Raw genomic sequence first — 17,040 nt, forward strand, 5'->3', positions numbered from 1 at the left:
AGACTGCTGGCGTTGCGTCAAGAAATTGAACGATGAGTGGTACGGATAATTTAGGCGCTGCAACTGACTGATTTTTAGTAATTATCTAAGTTGTTGTTTATCTGGATAATCATATTTTGACGTCAAATTTGAGGTTTCTTTCACGTCCCAAAGGCTTTGGTCCAAGGCGTGAGTGGTGCCGTGAAAAATTTTTCTTGGAGGTGTCATCCTCCGAACGGCTTACGGTCCGCCTTACGTTCCATAACAAGAAAAAATCTTACCGCTCGCTTTGTTTCGGTGAATATAGAGTCTTGCAAGCAACTAATAAATTGATGTTCATGTGTTGATATGGTTGTAGGAAGAAAGTTACGCAATTTCGAGAAATTTCTGGAGTTGAATTAGGATTAGTAGTTCGCTGATTGTACGTAAGTTCCGAAATTTTGGGGTTTTCTTTGCGATAATTTTTTATCTGTACTAGTTTTGGTTTGTCGGCGATCTGGCGTCGATTTGTCTACCGGTCTACTTTGCGGTGTTCTTCGATTAATTGATCTGCTGTTTGTTGGGTTTGGTATGGCTGGTAGAAAGGATTTCTAATCAAATAATAAAAATTCCCAAGGATGATCAGAATATGAATAGGGTGGTTATGATCCTTGATCCTACAGATCTCAATGTTCCTGAGATGATGCTGGCTCAAACTATTAGACCTGAAAGGTATGGCGAACCTTTAAGCGCTTTTGCTCTTGAGTCTGTACCTGTGCCTTATTTCCAATCTGATGAGTGCTTAATCAGGGTCATGGCTGCAGGTGTCAATCACAATGGAGTTTGGGCTGCACGAGGATATCCAGTCGACGTCATTGATCTTCAAAGATCCCGTGGTGAGAAACATGATTTTCATATCGCCGGGTCTGATGCCTCAGGCATCGTGGTGGCTGTTGGCGCTGATGTCGACGATATAAGTATTGGGGATGAAGTTGTTTTGCACTGTGGTTGGTGGGACTCAGATTCCGTTGCCGATGAGATCATGGACAAATCGGCAAAAATCTGGGGGTACGAAATCAACTTTGGCGCGTTTGCCGAATTCACCCGGGTCAAGCGGCAGGCGATCCTACCCAAACCCGCTCACTTGAGTTGGGAGCAGGCGGCCTCCTATATGCTCTGCGGCGCGACGGCCTATCGCATGCTCCACGGCTTTGCCCCCCATACGGTCAAACCAGGTGAGGTGGTCCTTATCTGGGGGGGTAGCGGCGCACAGATGCTGGACAGGGCCAAGCGGCACGAGGGGCAACAGAGTGCGATCTATCATCAGGGCTCGGCAGAACACTTGAACGTCCGGGACCGTAGTGTGGCTGCGTTGATATGCGGGCAATCCTTTCATTGGTTCGAGCCGAACAATACCAGGCTCGAATTCAAGCGGGTGCTGGCTACCGATAATCCAGTGTTTCTCGTCTGGAATATTCGAAGCCCGGATTGCGATGGGTTTCATATCGCCTACGAGCGTCTGTTGAGCGGTGCCTTCGACCGATACTTGGAGACATTGCAAATCGACGATGCGTTGGAAGACAAGATTCGGCAGTTTTTCAGCGGGCCCTTTCAGGAGCGGACTTTCCACAACTGTCAGCGGTTGAGCGCATCGGGACTGCTGGAAAGAACCATGTCCTGTTCGTATGCGTCACAGCCTGGGACACCCGAGTATGTGGCGGCCAGTAACGCTTTAAACACCTTACATCAGGAACACCAACAAAACGGCGAAGTCACGCTCAATTACAGAACGCGTGTTGTCTATGGCCGTGTTTAAGCCCATCCGAAAAGGTTCGCTGTTCAGTGGTTCGGCAATCGTTGTACCACTGTCTTTCTTTCCGACGCTGGCAAGGGCCGTCTTCCTATCTTATTTTTTGATTTTTCTAAAGGAAAGGTTTTCACTTTCAGTCGATGAGATCGGGCTTTTTGTCGGCGGCTTTATTCTCTTGAGTTCCTTAGCCAGCCTGTTGTTCGGTGCGGTGCTCGACAAACTGAGCATCAAGGCACTGATGCTCACGTCATCGATCATTCAGTCGGCGGTGTACATGAGTCTGTTTGTGTTCAACTCGCTGACCCTGGTTTTTGTACTTTGTCTGTTACTCAACTTTGCATATCTAACGCTGGAAACTGCGGTACGCATGTGCATTGCTCGGTTGTTTCCCCCACAGGAAACCTCGTCGGTGCTATCGCTCAAGTACACTTTCACTAACACAGCCTATGCATTAGGGCCCTTGGTCGGGCTTTGGCTTAATCGGCAAGGCGTTTCGCCGTTATTGTTTTGCAGCGCATCGGCGTTGTTTTTTGTCCTAGTGGCTGCCAGTCCCTTCGCACTGCCACGTGTGGTCGAACAGGAAAGCGTCGAAGGCGAAGGCGTGTTCGGTTCTCTGGCAATCATGGCCAAGGATCGCAACCTGTTGAAATTCACCATTGCCAGTGTTCTGTTGGCAGGTGTGTTCGGGCAGTTTCATATTTATGTGGGCCAGTATCTGATCACGACCCACTCCACGGCCCAGATGTACGAGATTATCAACGTTGTATTTGTCACGAATGCCCTGACTTCGATACTGCTGCAGTATCTGATCGGTCGGCGGGTTGCCGCTGAACGATTCAGAATCTGGATCGCCGGGTGCATTCTGGCATTCGTAGTCGGGCTGATCGGCTTCGCTTTTTCCCAGACCCTCTACGCCTGGATCTTCTTCACTGCTATTTTTACTGTGGGGGAAATTATCATTCAACCCCTGGAATTTTTTTACATCACCCATATTGCGCCGGCCCGGATGAAAGGGGCGTATTACAGTTCGCAAAACCTGACGTACCTGGGCGCGGCCTCGACACCGGTGGTATGCGGTTTTATCCTCTCCGGCTTGAATCCGCTCTATTTTCTCTTGTATTTGATGGTTTTGCTTCTGGTGGGAGGGCTGATCTTTTATGTTGAAGGCGGCAAGCTGGCTCAATAATAGTTATTTAAAAAAACAGCCCCTTTCCGGAGGGGCTGATCCTGATTAAGGATTAATATGACTTCGCATAAAGAGCCCACGTATTGGTTGGCTTTCCAGTGAATAAACAGGTTGCTGTAGCCTTGGGTTGAGCCAAAGGAATGCAGCGGACTGTTATGCCGAACTCTCCAATGGCCTTTTCAACTTCTTCGTCTTCAATGAAAGGCGCTAGAACGAAAACATTCAAATTGTCTTTTTGTTTGAAGGCTTTCTTGAAGTCTTCGAGGCTGGTCACTGTTTTGGTGTGTTCGGAAAGTTTTGATTTTGCACGGTCCAGTATGGATTTCTGAATGGCAAGTAGTGTGCTAGGAATTTCTTTTAAAAAGGTATCGTAGTTAATTTTCATAATGCTCTTGGCGTTGTCTCTGCAAGAATAAGAGACCATGTTTTGTTCGAGTTCCTTTGTCCCGATTTCCACACGAACAGGCACGCCGCGCTTTATGTGATACCACTTTTTCTCGCTACCATTCATCTCGCGTTTATCGACACTGACTCTGAGGTTCTGTCCCTTGATTTTCTTGCGTGAGATCTTCTTTTTCAAATCATCGCAGTAAGCATGGATAGCTTCGGCATCCTGCTCATTGCCAACTATCGGAACGATGATGATCTGCGTTGGTGCTACCAACGGCGGTATCACCAGTCCATCGTCGTCTCCGTGGGCCATGATCATGGCACCAATCAATCGCGTGGAAACGCCCCATGAGGTTGTCCAGGCAAGTTCCTTGATCCCTTCCTTGTTGACGAAACGAATGTCCGAGGCCTCGGCGAAATTTTGACCTAAAAAATGCGAGGTCCCGGCCTGCAAAGCCTTGCCGTCCTGCATCATCGCTTCAATGGTGTAGGTACTGACGGCACCCGGAAATCTTTCCCATGAACACTTTTCACCCTTGATAACTGGTATGGCCAGATGGTCGACGGTGAAACGCTCATAGATATCGAGCATCTTCAATGTCTCGTCCAGAGCCTCTGCTTTGGACGCATGAACGGTATGACCTTCCTGCCACAGGAATTCCGACGTTCTGAGGAAGATCCTTGGGCGCATTTCCCAGCGGAGCACATTGGCCCACTGATTGATAAGCAAGGGTAAGTCTCGGTAGCTTTGCACCCACCTTGAAAACGAGGCGCCGATAACTGTTTCGCTGGTGGGTCTGATGATGAGTGGTTCTTCCAGTTCACCGGCAGGGATTAATTTTCCATTGGCTGATTGTTCGAGTCGATGGTGGGTTACAACTGCGCACTCTTTGGCAAAACCATCTACATGCTCTGCTTCTTTCTGAAGGAAGGATAACGGGATCAAAAGTGGAAAATATGCGTTCGCATGTCCTGATTCTTTGAATTTCTGATCAAGTTCTCGCTGAATCTGTTCCCAGATTCCATAGCCCCAAGGGCGAATGACCATACAGCCTCTGACGGGAGAATTTTCAGCAAGTTCAGCTTGGCTGACGACTTGTTGATACCACTCGGAAAAGTTCTCATTTCTTGTAGGCGATATCGCGTTTTTCATAATGCCTCGGGCCTAGAAAAGGTTGCGTGTGATTTTGGATCTGGTGTTGTGTAGGCGTATGTATATTTTTTGGAGGTTGGAATTTCAAGTGTTCATGTTTTTGTTTGGTGATTTCGGAAATTTCTTTCAGACAAATCTGCTTTTTGACGGGAGGGGCGTGCTTAAAGATGTGGTTCATTTGGCAATCAGGATCGTTTGCAGTAACAAGAAGAAACCGAAGGATTCACCTGCAAGCCCAAGGAGAAACATTAAACATTAACTTCAACCGCCAGCGATGATCCCGGGGGCGTCATCCGGCAGCGACTCGATCAATTGCCAGAGCAGGGCCAACTGCAATTGGCGATGGCTTTCCAACAGGCTCAGGTGGACACAGATCGCGTGTACTTCGGTGTGCCCCGGCACATCGAGCACGCAATGCAGCTCGCATTCACACAAAAATGATTTCATAGGGCTGACGCATCCGCGCCAGGATAGCCCTGGGCAGTTTCGGCGCGATGCCGATTTCCGGTTCACCGTTCAACTGGCTGGCATACGCATGGGTGGCGTGGCATTTGCGTGCGACGGTCCAGGTGTCGAGGCGAACCTTGCGGGCGCGGTGCCAGGGAATCAGCCCATGATCGCGTGCGGGCCAGTGCCAGGCCCAGACCGGCACCTCATTGAAACTTGCTCCCACCGTAAGGGCGGCTTTTGCGGTGGCCCGACCTACCGTGTCATGGTCGATGATGCCGTCCTCGCTCCAGGTGCTGAACACCACATCACCTGGCCGCAGGTAGCGTGCGATGAATTGCGTCAATTGGAGTTCACGCTCGGCCAGCCCGTTGTCGGTGAAACCGCCGCGAATCCATTTCAGGCTATGCATGGGCAAACCGAGGCGACGCAGGGCTTCGACGCTTTCCTGTGGGCGGAACACACTCAGGCGCTTCTCCGACCACAGGTTCGAGCCTGGATGACCGGCGCTGCCGTCGGTGATCGAGATCAATTGCAGAGGGTGGCCGAGGGTTGCCAACAACTGCAGCAGGCCACCGCAGGTCACTACTTCATCACCCGGATGCGGTGCGATCACCACCGCGCGAGCACCTGCGGGAATAAGGGTAGATGTGCTGATGACTGGAATATTGTCCAGTTGCCGGGCAGTGTTCCAGATCTGCACAGGCAAACTACTGTCGACGAGGGTCGTGGATTTCATGGCGATACGTCCTTGTTTTGGTGTGCCGTCTCTCGTGCATTGCAGCTGGCTGAACACGCCGGCGCAGGCCCCTTGCGGCCGGATGATCGCAGGGCGCAGCGCTCCAAACCCTGGATTGCTGCGAGCAGAGTATTGCTCATACATCACCATTCGTCGCCCCCGTCACCTCCCTAATGGGCGTTTTTGTGACGTAGCTGGCTCAAACGCTGCCGATGAGGGGCACAATTGCGTATCAGTCTTGCTCTTCATGCTGCAACTCGAGCAGCAGCAACGAGCGTCCGGTTACCGAATATTGATGATTGAAGTCGAACCGCTCCTGGCCCTGAATCGAGGGTTGGTTGGTGTCAATCATGCAGGTCCAGAACCCGCCGTCAGGCACATCCGGCAGCTGAAAATTGACAATGTCGTGATGAGCGTTGACCACCAGCAGCAAGGTGGCGTCGGCGCCTTTGCGGCGAATACCGGTTTCCTGGGCGCGCCCATCAAGCAACATACCCAGGCATCGCCCGTGGCCGTCCTGCCATTGTTCGATGGACATTTCGCTGCCGTCGGGTGCCAGCCAGGTAACGTCCTTGACGCCAATATCTTCGTTGTAATTGCCCACCAGAAAACGTCCGCGCCGCAGAATCGGATAGGTCAGACGCAGCTTGATCAGGCGTTTGACGAACTTGAGCAAGGCCTTGCCGTCTTCACTCAGGTCCCAGTTGACCCAACCAATCTCGCTGTCCTGACAGTAGGCATTGTTATTGCCGTGCTGGGTCCGGGCAAATTCGTCACCGGCCACCAGCATGGGGGTGCCTTGGGCCAGCAACAGGGTGGCGAAGAAATTGCGCATCTGCCGCTGGCGCAGTGCATTGATCTCGGGATTGTCGGTGGGGCCTTCAACACCGTGATTCCACGACAGGTTGTGATGGGTGCCGTCCTGATTGTTCTCGTCGTTGGCTTCGTTGTGCTTGTCGTTGTAAGAGACCAGGTCATTCAAGGTGAAGCCGTCATGGGCGGTGACGAAGTTCATTGAAGCGTAGGGACGGCGACCGCGTTGATTGAACATCTCACCGGATGCGGTCATGCGTGCGGCGAAGTCGGCGAGCTGGCCGTCATCGCCTTTCCAGAAGGCGCGTACGGTGTCGCGGAACCGGTCGTTCCACTCGACCCAGCCCGGCGGAAAATGACCGACCTGATAGCCACCGGGACCAATGTCCCAAGGTTCGGCGATCAATTTTACCTGACGCAGAATCGGGTCCTGACGACAGGCAACGAGGAAGCTGTGACGCTCCTCGAAACCGTCGTGGTAACGCCCGAGGATGGTCGCCAGGTCAAAGCGGAAACCGTCGACGTGCATTTCCGAGGCCCAGTAACGCAGCGAATCAGTGACCATTTGCAGCACGCAGGGATGGCTCAGGTCGAGGGTGTTGCCGGTGCCGGAGTCGTTGATGTAGAAGCGTTTGTCATCGGGCTTCAGTCGATAGTAGGAGACATTGTCGATGCCACGCATCGACAGGGTCGGGCCTTGTTCGTTGCCCTCGGCGGTGTGGTTGTAGACCACGTCCAGAATCACTTCAAGATTGGCTTCGTGCAGGTGCGCGACCATTTCCTTGAACTCGGCGATCTTGCCACTGGCCAGGTAACGCGGATCGGGGGCGAAGAAGGCGATGCTGTTGTAGCCCCAGTAATTGGTCATGCCCTTGTGCAACAGGTGCTGGTCATTAACGAAAGCGTGTATCGGCATTAGCTCCACCGACGACACACCAAGTTTGCGGATGTGTTCCAGCAGATCATCGACCATCAACCCGGCGAAGGTTCCGCGCAGCACTTGCGGGACGGACGGGTGACGCATGCTGATGCCGCGCACGTGAGCCTCATAGATGATCGTACGATCCCACGGCACACTGACCCGATGGTCGTGGCCCCAGGTGTGCGCGGGGTCGATGACCTTGCACTTGGGCACGAAGGGCGCACTGTCACGCTCATCGAAACTGAGGTCGGCGTCAGGATGGCCGATGGTGTAGCCGAACAAGGATTCGGACCACTTCAATTGGCCCACCAACTGCTTGGCGTAGGGGTCGATCAACAATTTGTGGTGGTTGAAGCGGTGACCGTTTTGTGGGTCGTAAGGCCCATACACCCGATAGCCATAGATCAGCCCCGGATGGGCATCCGGCAAATAGCCGTGAAAAATTTCGTCGGTGTATTCCGGCAGTTCGATACGTTCGAGCTCGACTTCACCCGCGTCGTCGAACAAACACAGTTCGACCTTGGTGGCGTTAGCCGAAAATATCGCGAAGTTGACCCCCAGACCATCCCAGGTCGCACCGAGCGGGAAGGGCAAGCCTTCACGGATTCGCGAGGCCTCGATCTGAGGTTCTGGCGCGGTTTTTTTTGGCGTGGTCATCATTGCTCCTGCAATTGGGCTTGGGTGATGGCGCCGGTATTGCTGGCCTCTCAAGGCCGCGCCATCCCCGAAGTGGCGAATCTGCTCGCCACGCGGTCAATCAGGATCGGGCACCCTCAACTGGCTGGCTTGCGTGGCGCTCGAGGCTTTTTCGCGGTCACAGGCTTGTCACCCGGTGGCGTTGCGACCTTGGCGGTTGCAGTGGCTTTGGTTTTGGGCTTGGCCGCTGTGGGTTTGCTGGCAGCCGTTTTGCTGCTGTTGGTTTTGCTGCTGTTGGTTTTGCCGCTATTGGTTTTGGCGGTTCGGGCAGACTTGCTCGGGGCCAGGGCTTCGGCTTCTGCCAGCTTGCACGCCATCTCCCAGTGGCGCGTCTCCTGGCCTTCGGGTTTCCCCTCGGACTCCCAGATCAGATAGGCAAATTCACGAATGCGTTTGTCATCGGTACTCATCGCAATGCTCCTGAGTTGAACTCAAGTCTGGATAAACAGATTGACCGGGAAATCTCCCAGCGCGGTGCTGATCAGCAACTCCTTGTGGTGTGTGACTGCACCTGTTGTAAAAAGTCCCTTCAGCTTTTCTTCAGCGGTGGTGAACGGCAGTTTGACCCGTGTATCGCCCCAGAGCAGGGCAGGCACCAGGGGTGTGGCACTGCTTTCCAGCAGCGACGCAACCCGCACCGGCACCAGTACAATCGCCCGTTGGCCGTTGAGTTCACGGGCGAAAGCCAACACCCGCCCAGCCTGGCTACCCACCACCTGCAACGCCTGATAACGGCCCCGCCGAAACAGTTGCGGGTAGTGCGCGCGTAACGCCAATGTGTGGGCGATCAACGCCTGTTTGATGCGCCCGTCACGCCAGTTGTGCAGCAACTGTCGAGTGTCCGCCGGGGTTTGCAATGCGTGCTGGCGGACGCTGAAATCAACCGCTCGCCGATTGTCCGGATCCACCAGGCTGAAGTCCCAGAACTCATTGCCCTGATACAGATCCGGAACCCCTGGCACCGTCATGCGCAGCAAGGTTTGCGCCAATCCATTGAGCGCGCCGCCGCAGGCAATCGCTTGCGCAGCACCGGCGATGGCGCCGCGTAACGGCAGGCCTTCGGGACTGAGCAGAAGGCGCTCGAGGAAGGCCCGCGTGGCCTGTTCATAAGGCTCGTTGGGTGCGCTCCAGCTGCTCTGGAGTTTGGCTTCGCGCAGGGCTTTTTGCTGCCACTGCCACAGTCGTTCGGTGTAGGCCGTCATCGACTGCGCGTCTTCGCAATGCAGCTCCAGCGGCCAACTGGCGAGCAAGGTCTGGTAGAGCAGCAGTTCATCGGCAGCCGAGGGCGTCGACGGATCGCTGCGCAGGGCGCTGGCCCGTATCCGCCAGTCTTCGACCTGTTCGACATACCAGGTACTGCGTTCGCTGAGTAATGCCAGACGTGCGCGGCTGTCTTCACCGCGTTTGTGGTCATGGGTGGCGGTAGCCAGCAGCGAATCCGGGAATTCGTTGAGGCGTTGGCTGCACGCCGCGTGGAAGTCGACGAGTGGGGCGCTGAACTGCTCGGTGTTGAAGCCGACGTCGTTACGCGACAACAACACGCCTGAGCGATAGAGCGCGGTGTCTTCCACGGCTTTGGCAGCGGTCGGCGAGGTCAGTTGCTGGAAGCGCACGCAGGCGTGCTTGAGGATCTTGCGTTGACGGCCCACCGGGCGCTCGCGCCAGGGCTGCCCACCCAGCCATTGCCCCAGATAATCGAGCACCGGCCAGTCGGCTTCGCCCAAGGTCTGGCGCGCGCCGTTCATCGCGTGCTGAAAAAATACCTCGTCTTGCGCCGAGCGCCCGCACGGGCCGATGTACGTTCGGTACACCGGGAAATGCACGATCAGTTCCTGCAATGCCCGACGAATCGCACCAAGGGTCATGTCTCGGCTCATCAGGTCATCGCGGGCTACTTGCAGCAAGGCCTGCGCGACACTTTCGAAGTCGCCGGCCAGCGAACCGTTGAGAGTTTGCTGGCGTGCCAGTTGTGCTTCCTCGATGAACGCCGCGGGCCGTTCGGTGTGTCGGCTCCACAGTTCGCCAAGGACTTGCTCGCCTTGCGGGTCGTGTTGCAGCAACGACAGCTGATTCATGAACTCATAGCCCGTGGTGCCATCGACCTGCCAGTCGCGACGCAGCGTTTCATCGGCGCCGAGGATTTTTTCGACATAGATCGGTACGTGCCGCGACGGTGACAGGGCGTTCACCCTGCGCCTGAGTTTGCGGCAATAACCACGCGGGTCAGCGAGTCCATCGATGTGGTCGATACGCAATCCATCCACCAGCCCCTCGGCAATCAGCTCGAAAATTTTTGCATGGGTGGCTTCGAATACGGCCGGGCGTTCGACCCGTAGCCCGGCCAGTTCATTGACGTCGAAGAAGCGCCGCCAGTTGATGTCATCGGCCGCCGTGCGCCAACTGGCCAGGCGATAGCTTTGGCGTTCGAGCAACTCGTGCAGCCGGCTGAAACCTTCGGGTTGGCGGGAGTCATGGCGGCTGAGGTTGTGCTCGATGCAGCGCCGGATCGCCGGATCAGTCGCCAGTGTCGTCAGCGCTTGCTGCAAGGGGCGCGCAAGGGAATGGGCATCGGTCTGGTAATGCAGGGTGGTGAATTGATCGGCCAATACTTTGAGTTGTAGTGCCCGTTCGACGTCGAGCGAGTCGTCAGGCTTGAGCAGTTCAGCGTAGTCGGTGGGACAGATCGGAAAGTGGTGCTCATGGTGTTCGACATGGAAGCTGCCCCGTCCCGGATCGAAGTGCAGCGTCAGCGTGCCGTCCTGCAAGGCGCTGCCATAATCGCTGGCCAGAAACGGCAGCAACAGCTGGCCTTCGAGCAACGGGTCCGGCGAATGCCATTGAATGTCGAAAAACTCACCGTAAGGACTCAATCGCCCCCATTCCAGCAAGTCCAGCCACCAGGGATTGTCGGCGCCACCGACGGCCATGTGGTTGGACACGATGTCCAGAATCAGCCCCATGTTCTGGGCGCGCAGCGCACTGACCAGTCGCCGCAGGGCGGCCTCGCCGCCCAGCTCGGGATTGACCCGCCCCGGGTCGACCACGTCGTAGCCGTGCATCGACCCGGCCCGTGCACTCAACAGCGGCGAGGCATAGAGGTGGCTGATGCCTAAACCGCAGAAATACGGCACCAGCGGCACGGCGTCATCGAGGGTGAACCCCTGATGAAACTGCATGCGCAACGTCGCCCGTACCGAGACGGTTGGCACCTCACTCATTGATCACGCTCGGCTGCCTGAAGGCGCGCGCAAGCGAGCAGTTCCAGCCGTCGTGCCGCATCCGTATCGTCCAGCAGCACGTCGCTTTTATCGGCAAAGCGCCGACGCCAGTTCGGATGACTGTCGGTGGTGCCGGGGAGGTTGGCCTGTTCATCAATGCCCAGCGCATCTTCCAGCGGCAGCAACACCAAAGGGGCGCGGGTGTGACCCAGGAAGCGCACGCTGGCGTCGAGCACCTGGTCGGTCTCGTGGGTCTCCTCGCGGAAGTTTTGCGGGTCCTGACTCAAGGCTCGACGCAAACCTTCACGTTCGCGCTGACGGTGTTCGCGCCATTGCTGTTCACCGTGGCTGTCGACCAGCCGCAACCGGACACTCCATTCGATGTCGCGACCATGCCACCAACCGTTGAGCGTCGGCAGGTCATGAGTGCTGGTGGTAGCCAGCGCGTTGTCCGGCCAGTCGAGAATCGGTTTGAAGTGTGCCCCGTGGTCCTGCTCGAACAGCAGAACGCGCATACCGAGGATCGAGCGGGCGATGAGTTTGTCGCGCAGGCCATCGGGCACGGTGCCGAGGTCTTCGCCGAGCACGATCGCCTGATGTCGATGGGACTCCAGTGTCACCAGACGCAGCAGGTCGTCCACCGGGTAATACAGATACGCGCCGTCACTCGGCGGCGCACCGAGGGGAATCACCCACAACCGCTGCAGACCCATGATATGGTCGATGCGCAAACCGCCGGTATGGGCAAAATTGGCCCGCAGCATTTCAATGAACGCGCGAAAACCATTGCGTATCAGCCCTTCGGGGGAAAACGCAGAAATCCCCCAGCCTTGACCCGTGCGGTTGAGAATGTCCGGGGGCGCGCCGACGGTGAGGTCCGCCAGTAATTCGTCCTGACGACTCCAGGCCTGGCTGCCACCGCCATCTGCACCGACTGCCAGGTCGGCGATCAAGCCGATGCCCATGCCACTGCTGCGCGCAACGGTTTGTGCGCGTTGCAAGCTGCGAGCGATCAACCATTGGCAAAAGGCGTAGAAGCCGATGCGGTGGGAATTTTTCTCGGCAAATACCGTCAGTTCGGCACTGCGCGGGTCGCGCCAGTGCTCAGGCCACTGGCGCCAGTCGAGGCTTTCGCCAAGGGCGGCACAAGCTTCCTGAAGCGCCTCGAAACGGCAGTGGTTTTCCAGGGCCTCGCCACCGCTGTGGCGAAAGCTGCTGAAGTCTGCGTGCAAGGGATGTTCACCCTGGGAGAACCCTTCATACAACGCCTGCAACAATTGCTGCTTGGCTTTGGCAGCGGCTGGCCAGTCAATCAGCGGTTGCTCTTCCAGGTGTTTGAGTTCGTCGGCCAATTCGGTGGCATCGATGGCCAGACGCAGGGCGCGTTCGCCGAGCATTTCCCCCGGCGAGGCGTACAGGCTGTTGAGAAACAAACGGCTGGAGGGCGAGTAAGGGCTGAAGCGTTGCGTGTCGTTGCTGAACATCGCGTGCAGCGGGCTGATCGCTAACGCATCGGCGCCGCGTTCACCGGCAACGCGGGCGAGGTTTTCCAGTGCCTGCAGATCGCCGAAGCCGCCGTCGCCGGGGCGCCGTAATGAATACAATTGCACACTCAGGCCCCAGGCCCGGGGTATCGGGCTGTCAACGGCAGCGGCCACGCTATGGCACTGCAAGGGGGCGACAGCGAGCGTAAAGCATTGGCCAGCGATGTGAACGTCCTGATAGCCGACCGGGATCAACCCCGGCAGAACCGCTTCGTCATCGAGTTTAAGGTGGAGGATCGCGCCGTCTTCCAGGTGAATCTCGCAGGGCGTTTCAGGGGCAAAATGACGCCCGAGGTCGAGCCCGGCGCCGACGTCGACGGTCATCAATGGCGGCAAGCTTTTTTTTTGTTGGTGCTGTTGCAGCTCCTGCAGGCTGGCGTCGATTTCCTGAGCGCTGCCCGCCGGGTGGCCGAGTCCGGTGAGGATCGCTCGCAATGCCGCCGGAGCGACTTTTTGTGGCCGGCCGTTGGCGTCGATCCAGTCGACTGCCAGGCCGGCACGGCTGGCGAGGATTTCCAGTTGCGCATCGCTCATGGGCGCTCTCCAGTAGGGGGTAGCAAGGGGGCCGCTGCCGTCAGGCTGACCAGCGCGCAGTAGGGGGCGAGGGTGCCTTGTTGCAGGGCTTCGAAGGACTGCTGCGGGTACTCGAACAGCAACCGGGAGTGGGGTTGTGGTGAATGGGGCACAGGCTCCGCGGTGAGATTCAGGTCGATGCACAGCAGGCTGCCATCGCCCATGTGCCAACGCGCACTCACCGCGCCCGTTGCCAGCACCGTGGCGCCCAGTGCGTGAGCACCGGGCAGGCGCGGGATGATTTCCCGATGACGGATCAGCAGCAATTGTCGATACAGGGTCAGGGTCGCGTGCTGTGTCAGCGGTTCAGATGAGGTCAGTGTCGGACGCGAAGCGGTGAACGTGTGCAAGGCATTCGGGTCGGGAATCCGCTCGCGGGTGTGCGGATCGGCGAAGGCGCTGAACGCCGCGAACTCATTGCGTCGACCTTCTCGCACCTGCCTGGCTAACACGCCATGGTGGCTGGTGAAAAACAGAAACGGCTCGTCAGCGGCGTATTCGTCGCCCATGAACAGCAACGGGATCATCGGTGACAACAACAGAAGGACCGTCGCCGCGTGCAACGCCTGAGGTGCAGCCAACTGGTGGAGACGCTCGCCAAAGGCACGGTTGCCGATCTGGTCATGGTTTTGCAGAAACAGCACGAAGGCACTGGGCGGCAAATGCCCACTGGGTTCGCCTCGGGCACGGCCATGGCGATTGGTATGGCCCTGATAGACGAAGCCCTGACTCAGGCAGCGGGCCAGTTTTTCGCTGGTGCCCTGAGCGAAGTCAGCGTAATAAGCCTCGGTTTCTCCGGTCAGCAGTACGTGTAGCGCGTTGTGCCCATCGTCGTTCCACTGCGCGTCGAAGCCCTGCTCCAGCAGGCTGGCCTGATTGTGCTCGTTTTCCAGGATGAGCCAGACATGGCGGGGTGGATCGATGTGCTCGCGCACGGTTGCCGCCAGCTCCTGAAGGAAATCCGGATCTTCGATGGCGTGTACTGCATCCAGACGCAAACCGTCGAAACGGTACTCAAGGAGCCACATCAGCGCGTTGTCGATAAAGAAATCGCGCACCTCGCGACGGCGGAAATCAATGGCCGCGCCCCAAGGCGTGTGCAGGTCTTCACGGAAAAAGCCCTTGGCATAGTGATGCAGGTAATTGCCGTCCGGGCCGAAATGGTTGTAAACCACGTCGATGATTACCGCCAGACCCAGGCCATGGGCGCTATCGATCAGGTGTTTGAGCGCATCAGGTGTGCCATATGACGATTGGGGCGCGTAAGGCAGCACGCCGTCGTAGCCCCAGTTACGCTCGCCGGGAAACTGCGCCAGGGGCATCAGTTCGATCGCGGTAATGCCCAGTTCGGCCAGCCGTGGCAGGTGCTTTTCGACTTCGGCAAAACCACCCAGCACACCCACATGCAGTTCGTAGATCACTGCTTCATGCCAGGGCCGGCCTTGCCAGAAGCGGTGCTGCCAACGGTAAGCGTGCGGGTCAACCACCACGCTGGGTGACGCAAGACTGCCGGCCTGCGCCCGGGACGCGGGGTCCGGCACGTCGCGTTCGCCATCGATGTTGTAGCGATAGCGGGTGCCGGCCGGGCAACGGATCTCGATCACGAACCAGCCGTCCGCCTGAGGCAGCATCGGCAGTGATTGCCCGTCTTCAAGCTCGACACTCACATAAAACGCATCGGGCGCCCACAGGGCGAAACGGGTGTGTTCGGCATCCAGCATGACAGCGCCGTGGGGCCAGGTTTCCAGAGTCCGTAACGGCATTCAAGAATCCCTCTCACTGCTTGACCGACTGACCCAACGCCTTGGCGACCAGTTGCTCATAGAGTTCAGCGTAGGGTTCGACCGCTTTGCACCAATTGAACGGCGCGGCCATGGCCCGGCAACGCATGGCGTTCAACAGGGGCGGGTGGGCGAACACCTTGAACGCCCGACGCAAGGCTTCCTCGTAGCTGGCGACAGTCGACTCATCGAAGAGAAAACCGGTGACGCCGTTGTCGATGGTGTCGGCCAGCCCACCGGTGTTGCGCGCGACCGGCAACGAGCCGAAACGCTGCGCATACATCTGGCTCAAGCCGCACGGTTCATAGCGTGAAGGCATCAACAGGAAATCACTGCCGGCGAACATCCGCCGCGCATCGGTTTCGTTAAAACCGATGCGTACACCGATCTGCCCCGGAAAACGCAGGGCGAGGGCGCGCATGGCTTGTTCTTCTTCCGGTTCACCACGGCCGATGATTGCGATTTGCCCGCCCGAAGAGACGATGAGCTCGGACACGGCTTCAGTCAGGTCCAGGCCTTTTTGGTAGACCAGTCGCGAGACCACGGCAAACAACGGACCCTTGGAGTCCTTCAGGCCGAACAGTTTGCGCACGTGGGCGGCATTCACCGCTTTGCCGTCCCAGTCGCCGATGCTGAACGGGCAAAACAGGTGGGGATCGGTCGCCGCATCCCAACTTTCATCGATGCCATTCGGGATACCGCTGAGCAGACCTTGCTGGGTCTTGCTGGCGAGGAAGCCGTCGAGACCGCAGCCGAAGGCCGGGGTAGTGATTTCCTGGGCGTAGGTCGCGCTGACGGTGGTGATATGACTCGAATAGGCCATGCCCGCCTTGAGAAACGACAGTTTGCCGTAGAACTCCATGCCTTCCTGCTGCAGGGCATGTTCGGGAATACCCAGTTCGGGACAAGAGGCGAGGCTGACCACGCCTTGGTAAGCCAGGTTATGAATGGTGAACAGGGTCGGTGTGCGCTGACCGCGCCAGTGCATGTAGGCCGGGGCCAGGCCTGCTGGCCAGTCGTGGGCGTGCACCAGATCCGGGCGCCAGTGAATGTGTGCCAGGTTGGCGGCAATGTCGGCGGCAGCCAGGCCCAGACGGGCAAAACGAATGTGGTTGTCCGGCCAATCGCGGCCATTGTTGGCGCCGTAGGGCGAACCCTCACGTTCGTACAGTTCGGGGCAGATCAAGACGTAGATGACCAGCCCGTCGGGCATGTCCATGCGGCCGATCTTGCAGGGTGGCAAGGCGGCGTGTCCGCCCAGCTCGCCGATGATGTGGATCGGGTTTTCGCTGTGCATCACTTGCGGATAACCGGGGATCAATACCCGAACATCGTGCAATTGGGCCATGGCTCGGGGCAATGCGGCAGAAACGTCACCCAGGCCACCGGTTTTCACCAGATCGGCGATTTCCGAGGTCACGAACAGCACTTTCTTTTTGTTTGGATTCTGACGTGGAGCCGGCAGTACCGTTTTCGCACCCGGGGCAAGAACCGACATCGAGGTCGGCTCGCCGATTTGCTGATGAGAACGCTCTCCCTGGATTTCTAAAGCGGCACCGTTCATGTGTTTCTCCCGTTTTATTGATCTGTTTCAGGCATCTCACCCCATGATGCAGGCGGCCAGTTCCTGTGGCCGGGCGCAAAAGCGCTACGCAAGGAGCAGCAAACGCTGGTCGATGCGCTGAATCTCAAAGGCTGTAGTGGTCGTTGCAAGGATTGCACCAGTCGCTGCGGCCCCACCTTTAACCTGACCCGTTGCTTCGGCAGAAAGTTTCGATTTTTTCCCCACAAAATGACCGGCCGGTTTCCA

General features: G+C 57.2%; 10 protein-coding genes and 1 pseudogene. 2 read left to right on the forward strand and 9 right to left on the reverse strand.

The window, feature by feature from the left end; translation table 11 throughout:
- Nucleotides 1-535: 535 nt before the first annotated feature.
- Together FPT12_RS27650 and FPT12_RS12610 are read left to right on the forward strand one after the other, a co-directional pair.
- Nucleotides 536-1,774 carry an alcohol dehydrogenase catalytic domain-containing protein gene (locus FPT12_RS27650; RefSeq protein WP_178098736.1) on the forward strand — a complete coding sequence of 413 codons (1,239 nt, stop codon included), beginning with the start codon at nt 536-538 and terminating at the stop codon, nt 1,772-1,774.
- Nucleotides 1,761-2,954 (forward strand): MFS transporter, encoded by a 1,194-nt coding sequence (locus FPT12_RS12610; RefSeq protein WP_145016548.1) that lies wholly within the window; start codon nt 1,761-1,763, stop codon nt 2,952-2,954. The genes FPT12_RS27650 and FPT12_RS12610 overlap by 14 nt, the downstream gene beginning before the upstream one ends.
- Before the next feature lie 52 nt (nt 2,955-3,006).
- On the opposite strand, the gene proS is transcribed toward FPT12_RS12610, so the two are convergent.
- The 9 genes and pseudogenes from proS to glgA form a co-directional block, all read right to left on the reverse strand.
- A complete protein-coding gene (gene proS, locus FPT12_RS12615) occupies nt 3,007-4,497 on the reverse strand; it encodes a proline--tRNA ligase (RefSeq protein WP_145016549.1) in 1,491 nt (496 codons plus the stop codon).
- A 267-nt stretch (nt 4,498-4,764) separates the two neighbouring features.
- Nucleotides 4,765-4,917 (reverse strand): annotated as a pseudogene (locus FPT12_RS12620) (EEP domain-containing protein); the annotation flags it as partial.
- A 7-nt stretch (nt 4,918-4,924) separates the two neighbouring features.
- Complete coding sequence (locus FPT12_RS12625; RefSeq protein ID WP_145016550.1) at nt 4,925-5,683, reverse strand: PIG-L deacetylase family protein; 759 nt, start codon at nt 5,681-5,683, stop codon at nt 4,925-4,927.
- A 232-nt stretch (nt 5,684-5,915) separates the two neighbouring features.
- The gene (gene glgX, locus FPT12_RS12630; protein ID WP_145016551.1) at nt 5,916-8,075 is read right to left on the reverse strand and encodes a glycogen debranching protein GlgX; all 2,160 of its coding nucleotides are present in this window, start codon (nt 8,073-8,075) and stop codon (nt 5,916-5,918) included.
- Between the two features lie 116 nt (nt 8,076-8,191).
- On the reverse strand, nt 8,192-8,524 hold the full coding sequence (locus FPT12_RS12635) for a DUF2934 domain-containing protein (RefSeq protein ID WP_145016552.1): 333 nt from the start codon (nt 8,522-8,524) through the stop codon (nt 8,192-8,194).
- Between the two features lie 21 nt (nt 8,525-8,545).
- The gene (locus FPT12_RS12640) at nt 8,546-11,332 is read right to left on the reverse strand and encodes a malto-oligosyltrehalose synthase (protein WP_145016553.1); all 2,787 of its coding nucleotides are present in this window, start codon (nt 11,330-11,332) and stop codon (nt 8,546-8,548) included.
- The gene (malQ, locus tag FPT12_RS12645; protein ID WP_145016554.1) at nt 11,329-13,410 is read right to left on the reverse strand and encodes a 4-alpha-glucanotransferase; all 2,082 of its coding nucleotides are present in this window, start codon (nt 13,408-13,410) and stop codon (nt 11,329-11,331) included. Before malQ ends, FPT12_RS12640 begins: the two co-directional genes overlap by 4 nt.
- Nucleotides 13,407-15,212, reverse strand: a complete 1,806-nt coding sequence (gene treZ / locus FPT12_RS12650; RefSeq protein WP_145016555.1) for a malto-oligosyltrehalose trehalohydrolase — start codon at nt 15,210-15,212, stop codon at nt 13,407-13,409. Before treZ ends, malQ begins: the two co-directional genes overlap by 4 nt.
- Nucleotides 15,213-15,225: 13 nt before the next feature.
- A complete protein-coding gene (gene glgA / locus FPT12_RS12655) occupies nt 15,226-16,794 on the reverse strand; it encodes a glycogen synthase GlgA (protein ID WP_145016556.1) in 1,569 nt (522 codons plus the stop codon).
- Nucleotides 16,795-17,040 lie beyond the last annotated feature (246 nt).

The organism is Pseudomonas sp. H3(2019) (assembly GCF_007713465.1).
In the GTDB taxonomy this organism is placed as follows: domain Bacteria; phylum Pseudomonadota; class Gammaproteobacteria; order Pseudomonadales; family Pseudomonadaceae; genus Aquipseudomonas.

Excerpts from the sequence above, each read along its gene's own strand:
- FPT12_RS12610 (WP_145016548.1), top strand. The coding sequence starts at position 1,761 with ATGGCCGTGTTTAAGCCCATCCGAAAAGGTTCGCTGTTCAGTGGTTCG.
- proS (WP_145016549.1), bottom strand. The coding sequence starts at position 4,497 with ATGAAAAACGCGATATCGCCTACAAGAAATGAGAACTTTTCCGAGTGG.
- FPT12_RS12625 (WP_145016550.1), bottom strand. The coding sequence starts at position 5,683 with ATGAAATCCACGACCCTCGTCGACAGTAGTTTGCCTGTGCAGATCTGG.
- glgX (WP_145016551.1), bottom strand. The coding sequence starts at position 8,075 with ATGACCACGCCAAAAAAAACCGCGCCAGAACCTCAGATCGAGGCCTCG.
- FPT12_RS12635 (WP_145016552.1), bottom strand. The coding sequence starts at position 8,524 with ATGAGTACCGATGACAAACGCATTCGTGAATTTGCCTATCTGATCTGG.
- FPT12_RS12640 (WP_145016553.1), bottom strand. The coding sequence starts at position 11,332 with ATGAGTGAGGTGCCAACCGTCTCGGTACGGGCGACGTTGCGCATGCAG.
- malQ (WP_145016554.1), bottom strand. The coding sequence starts at position 13,410 with ATGAGCGATGCGCAACTGGAAATCCTCGCCAGCCGTGCCGGCCTGGCA.
- treZ (WP_145016555.1), bottom strand. The coding sequence starts at position 15,212 with ATGCCGTTACGGACTCTGGAAACCTGGCCCCACGGCGCTGTCATGCTG.
- glgA (WP_145016556.1), bottom strand. The coding sequence starts at position 16,794 with ATGAACGGTGCCGCTTTAGAAATCCAGGGAGAGCGTTCTCATCAGCAA.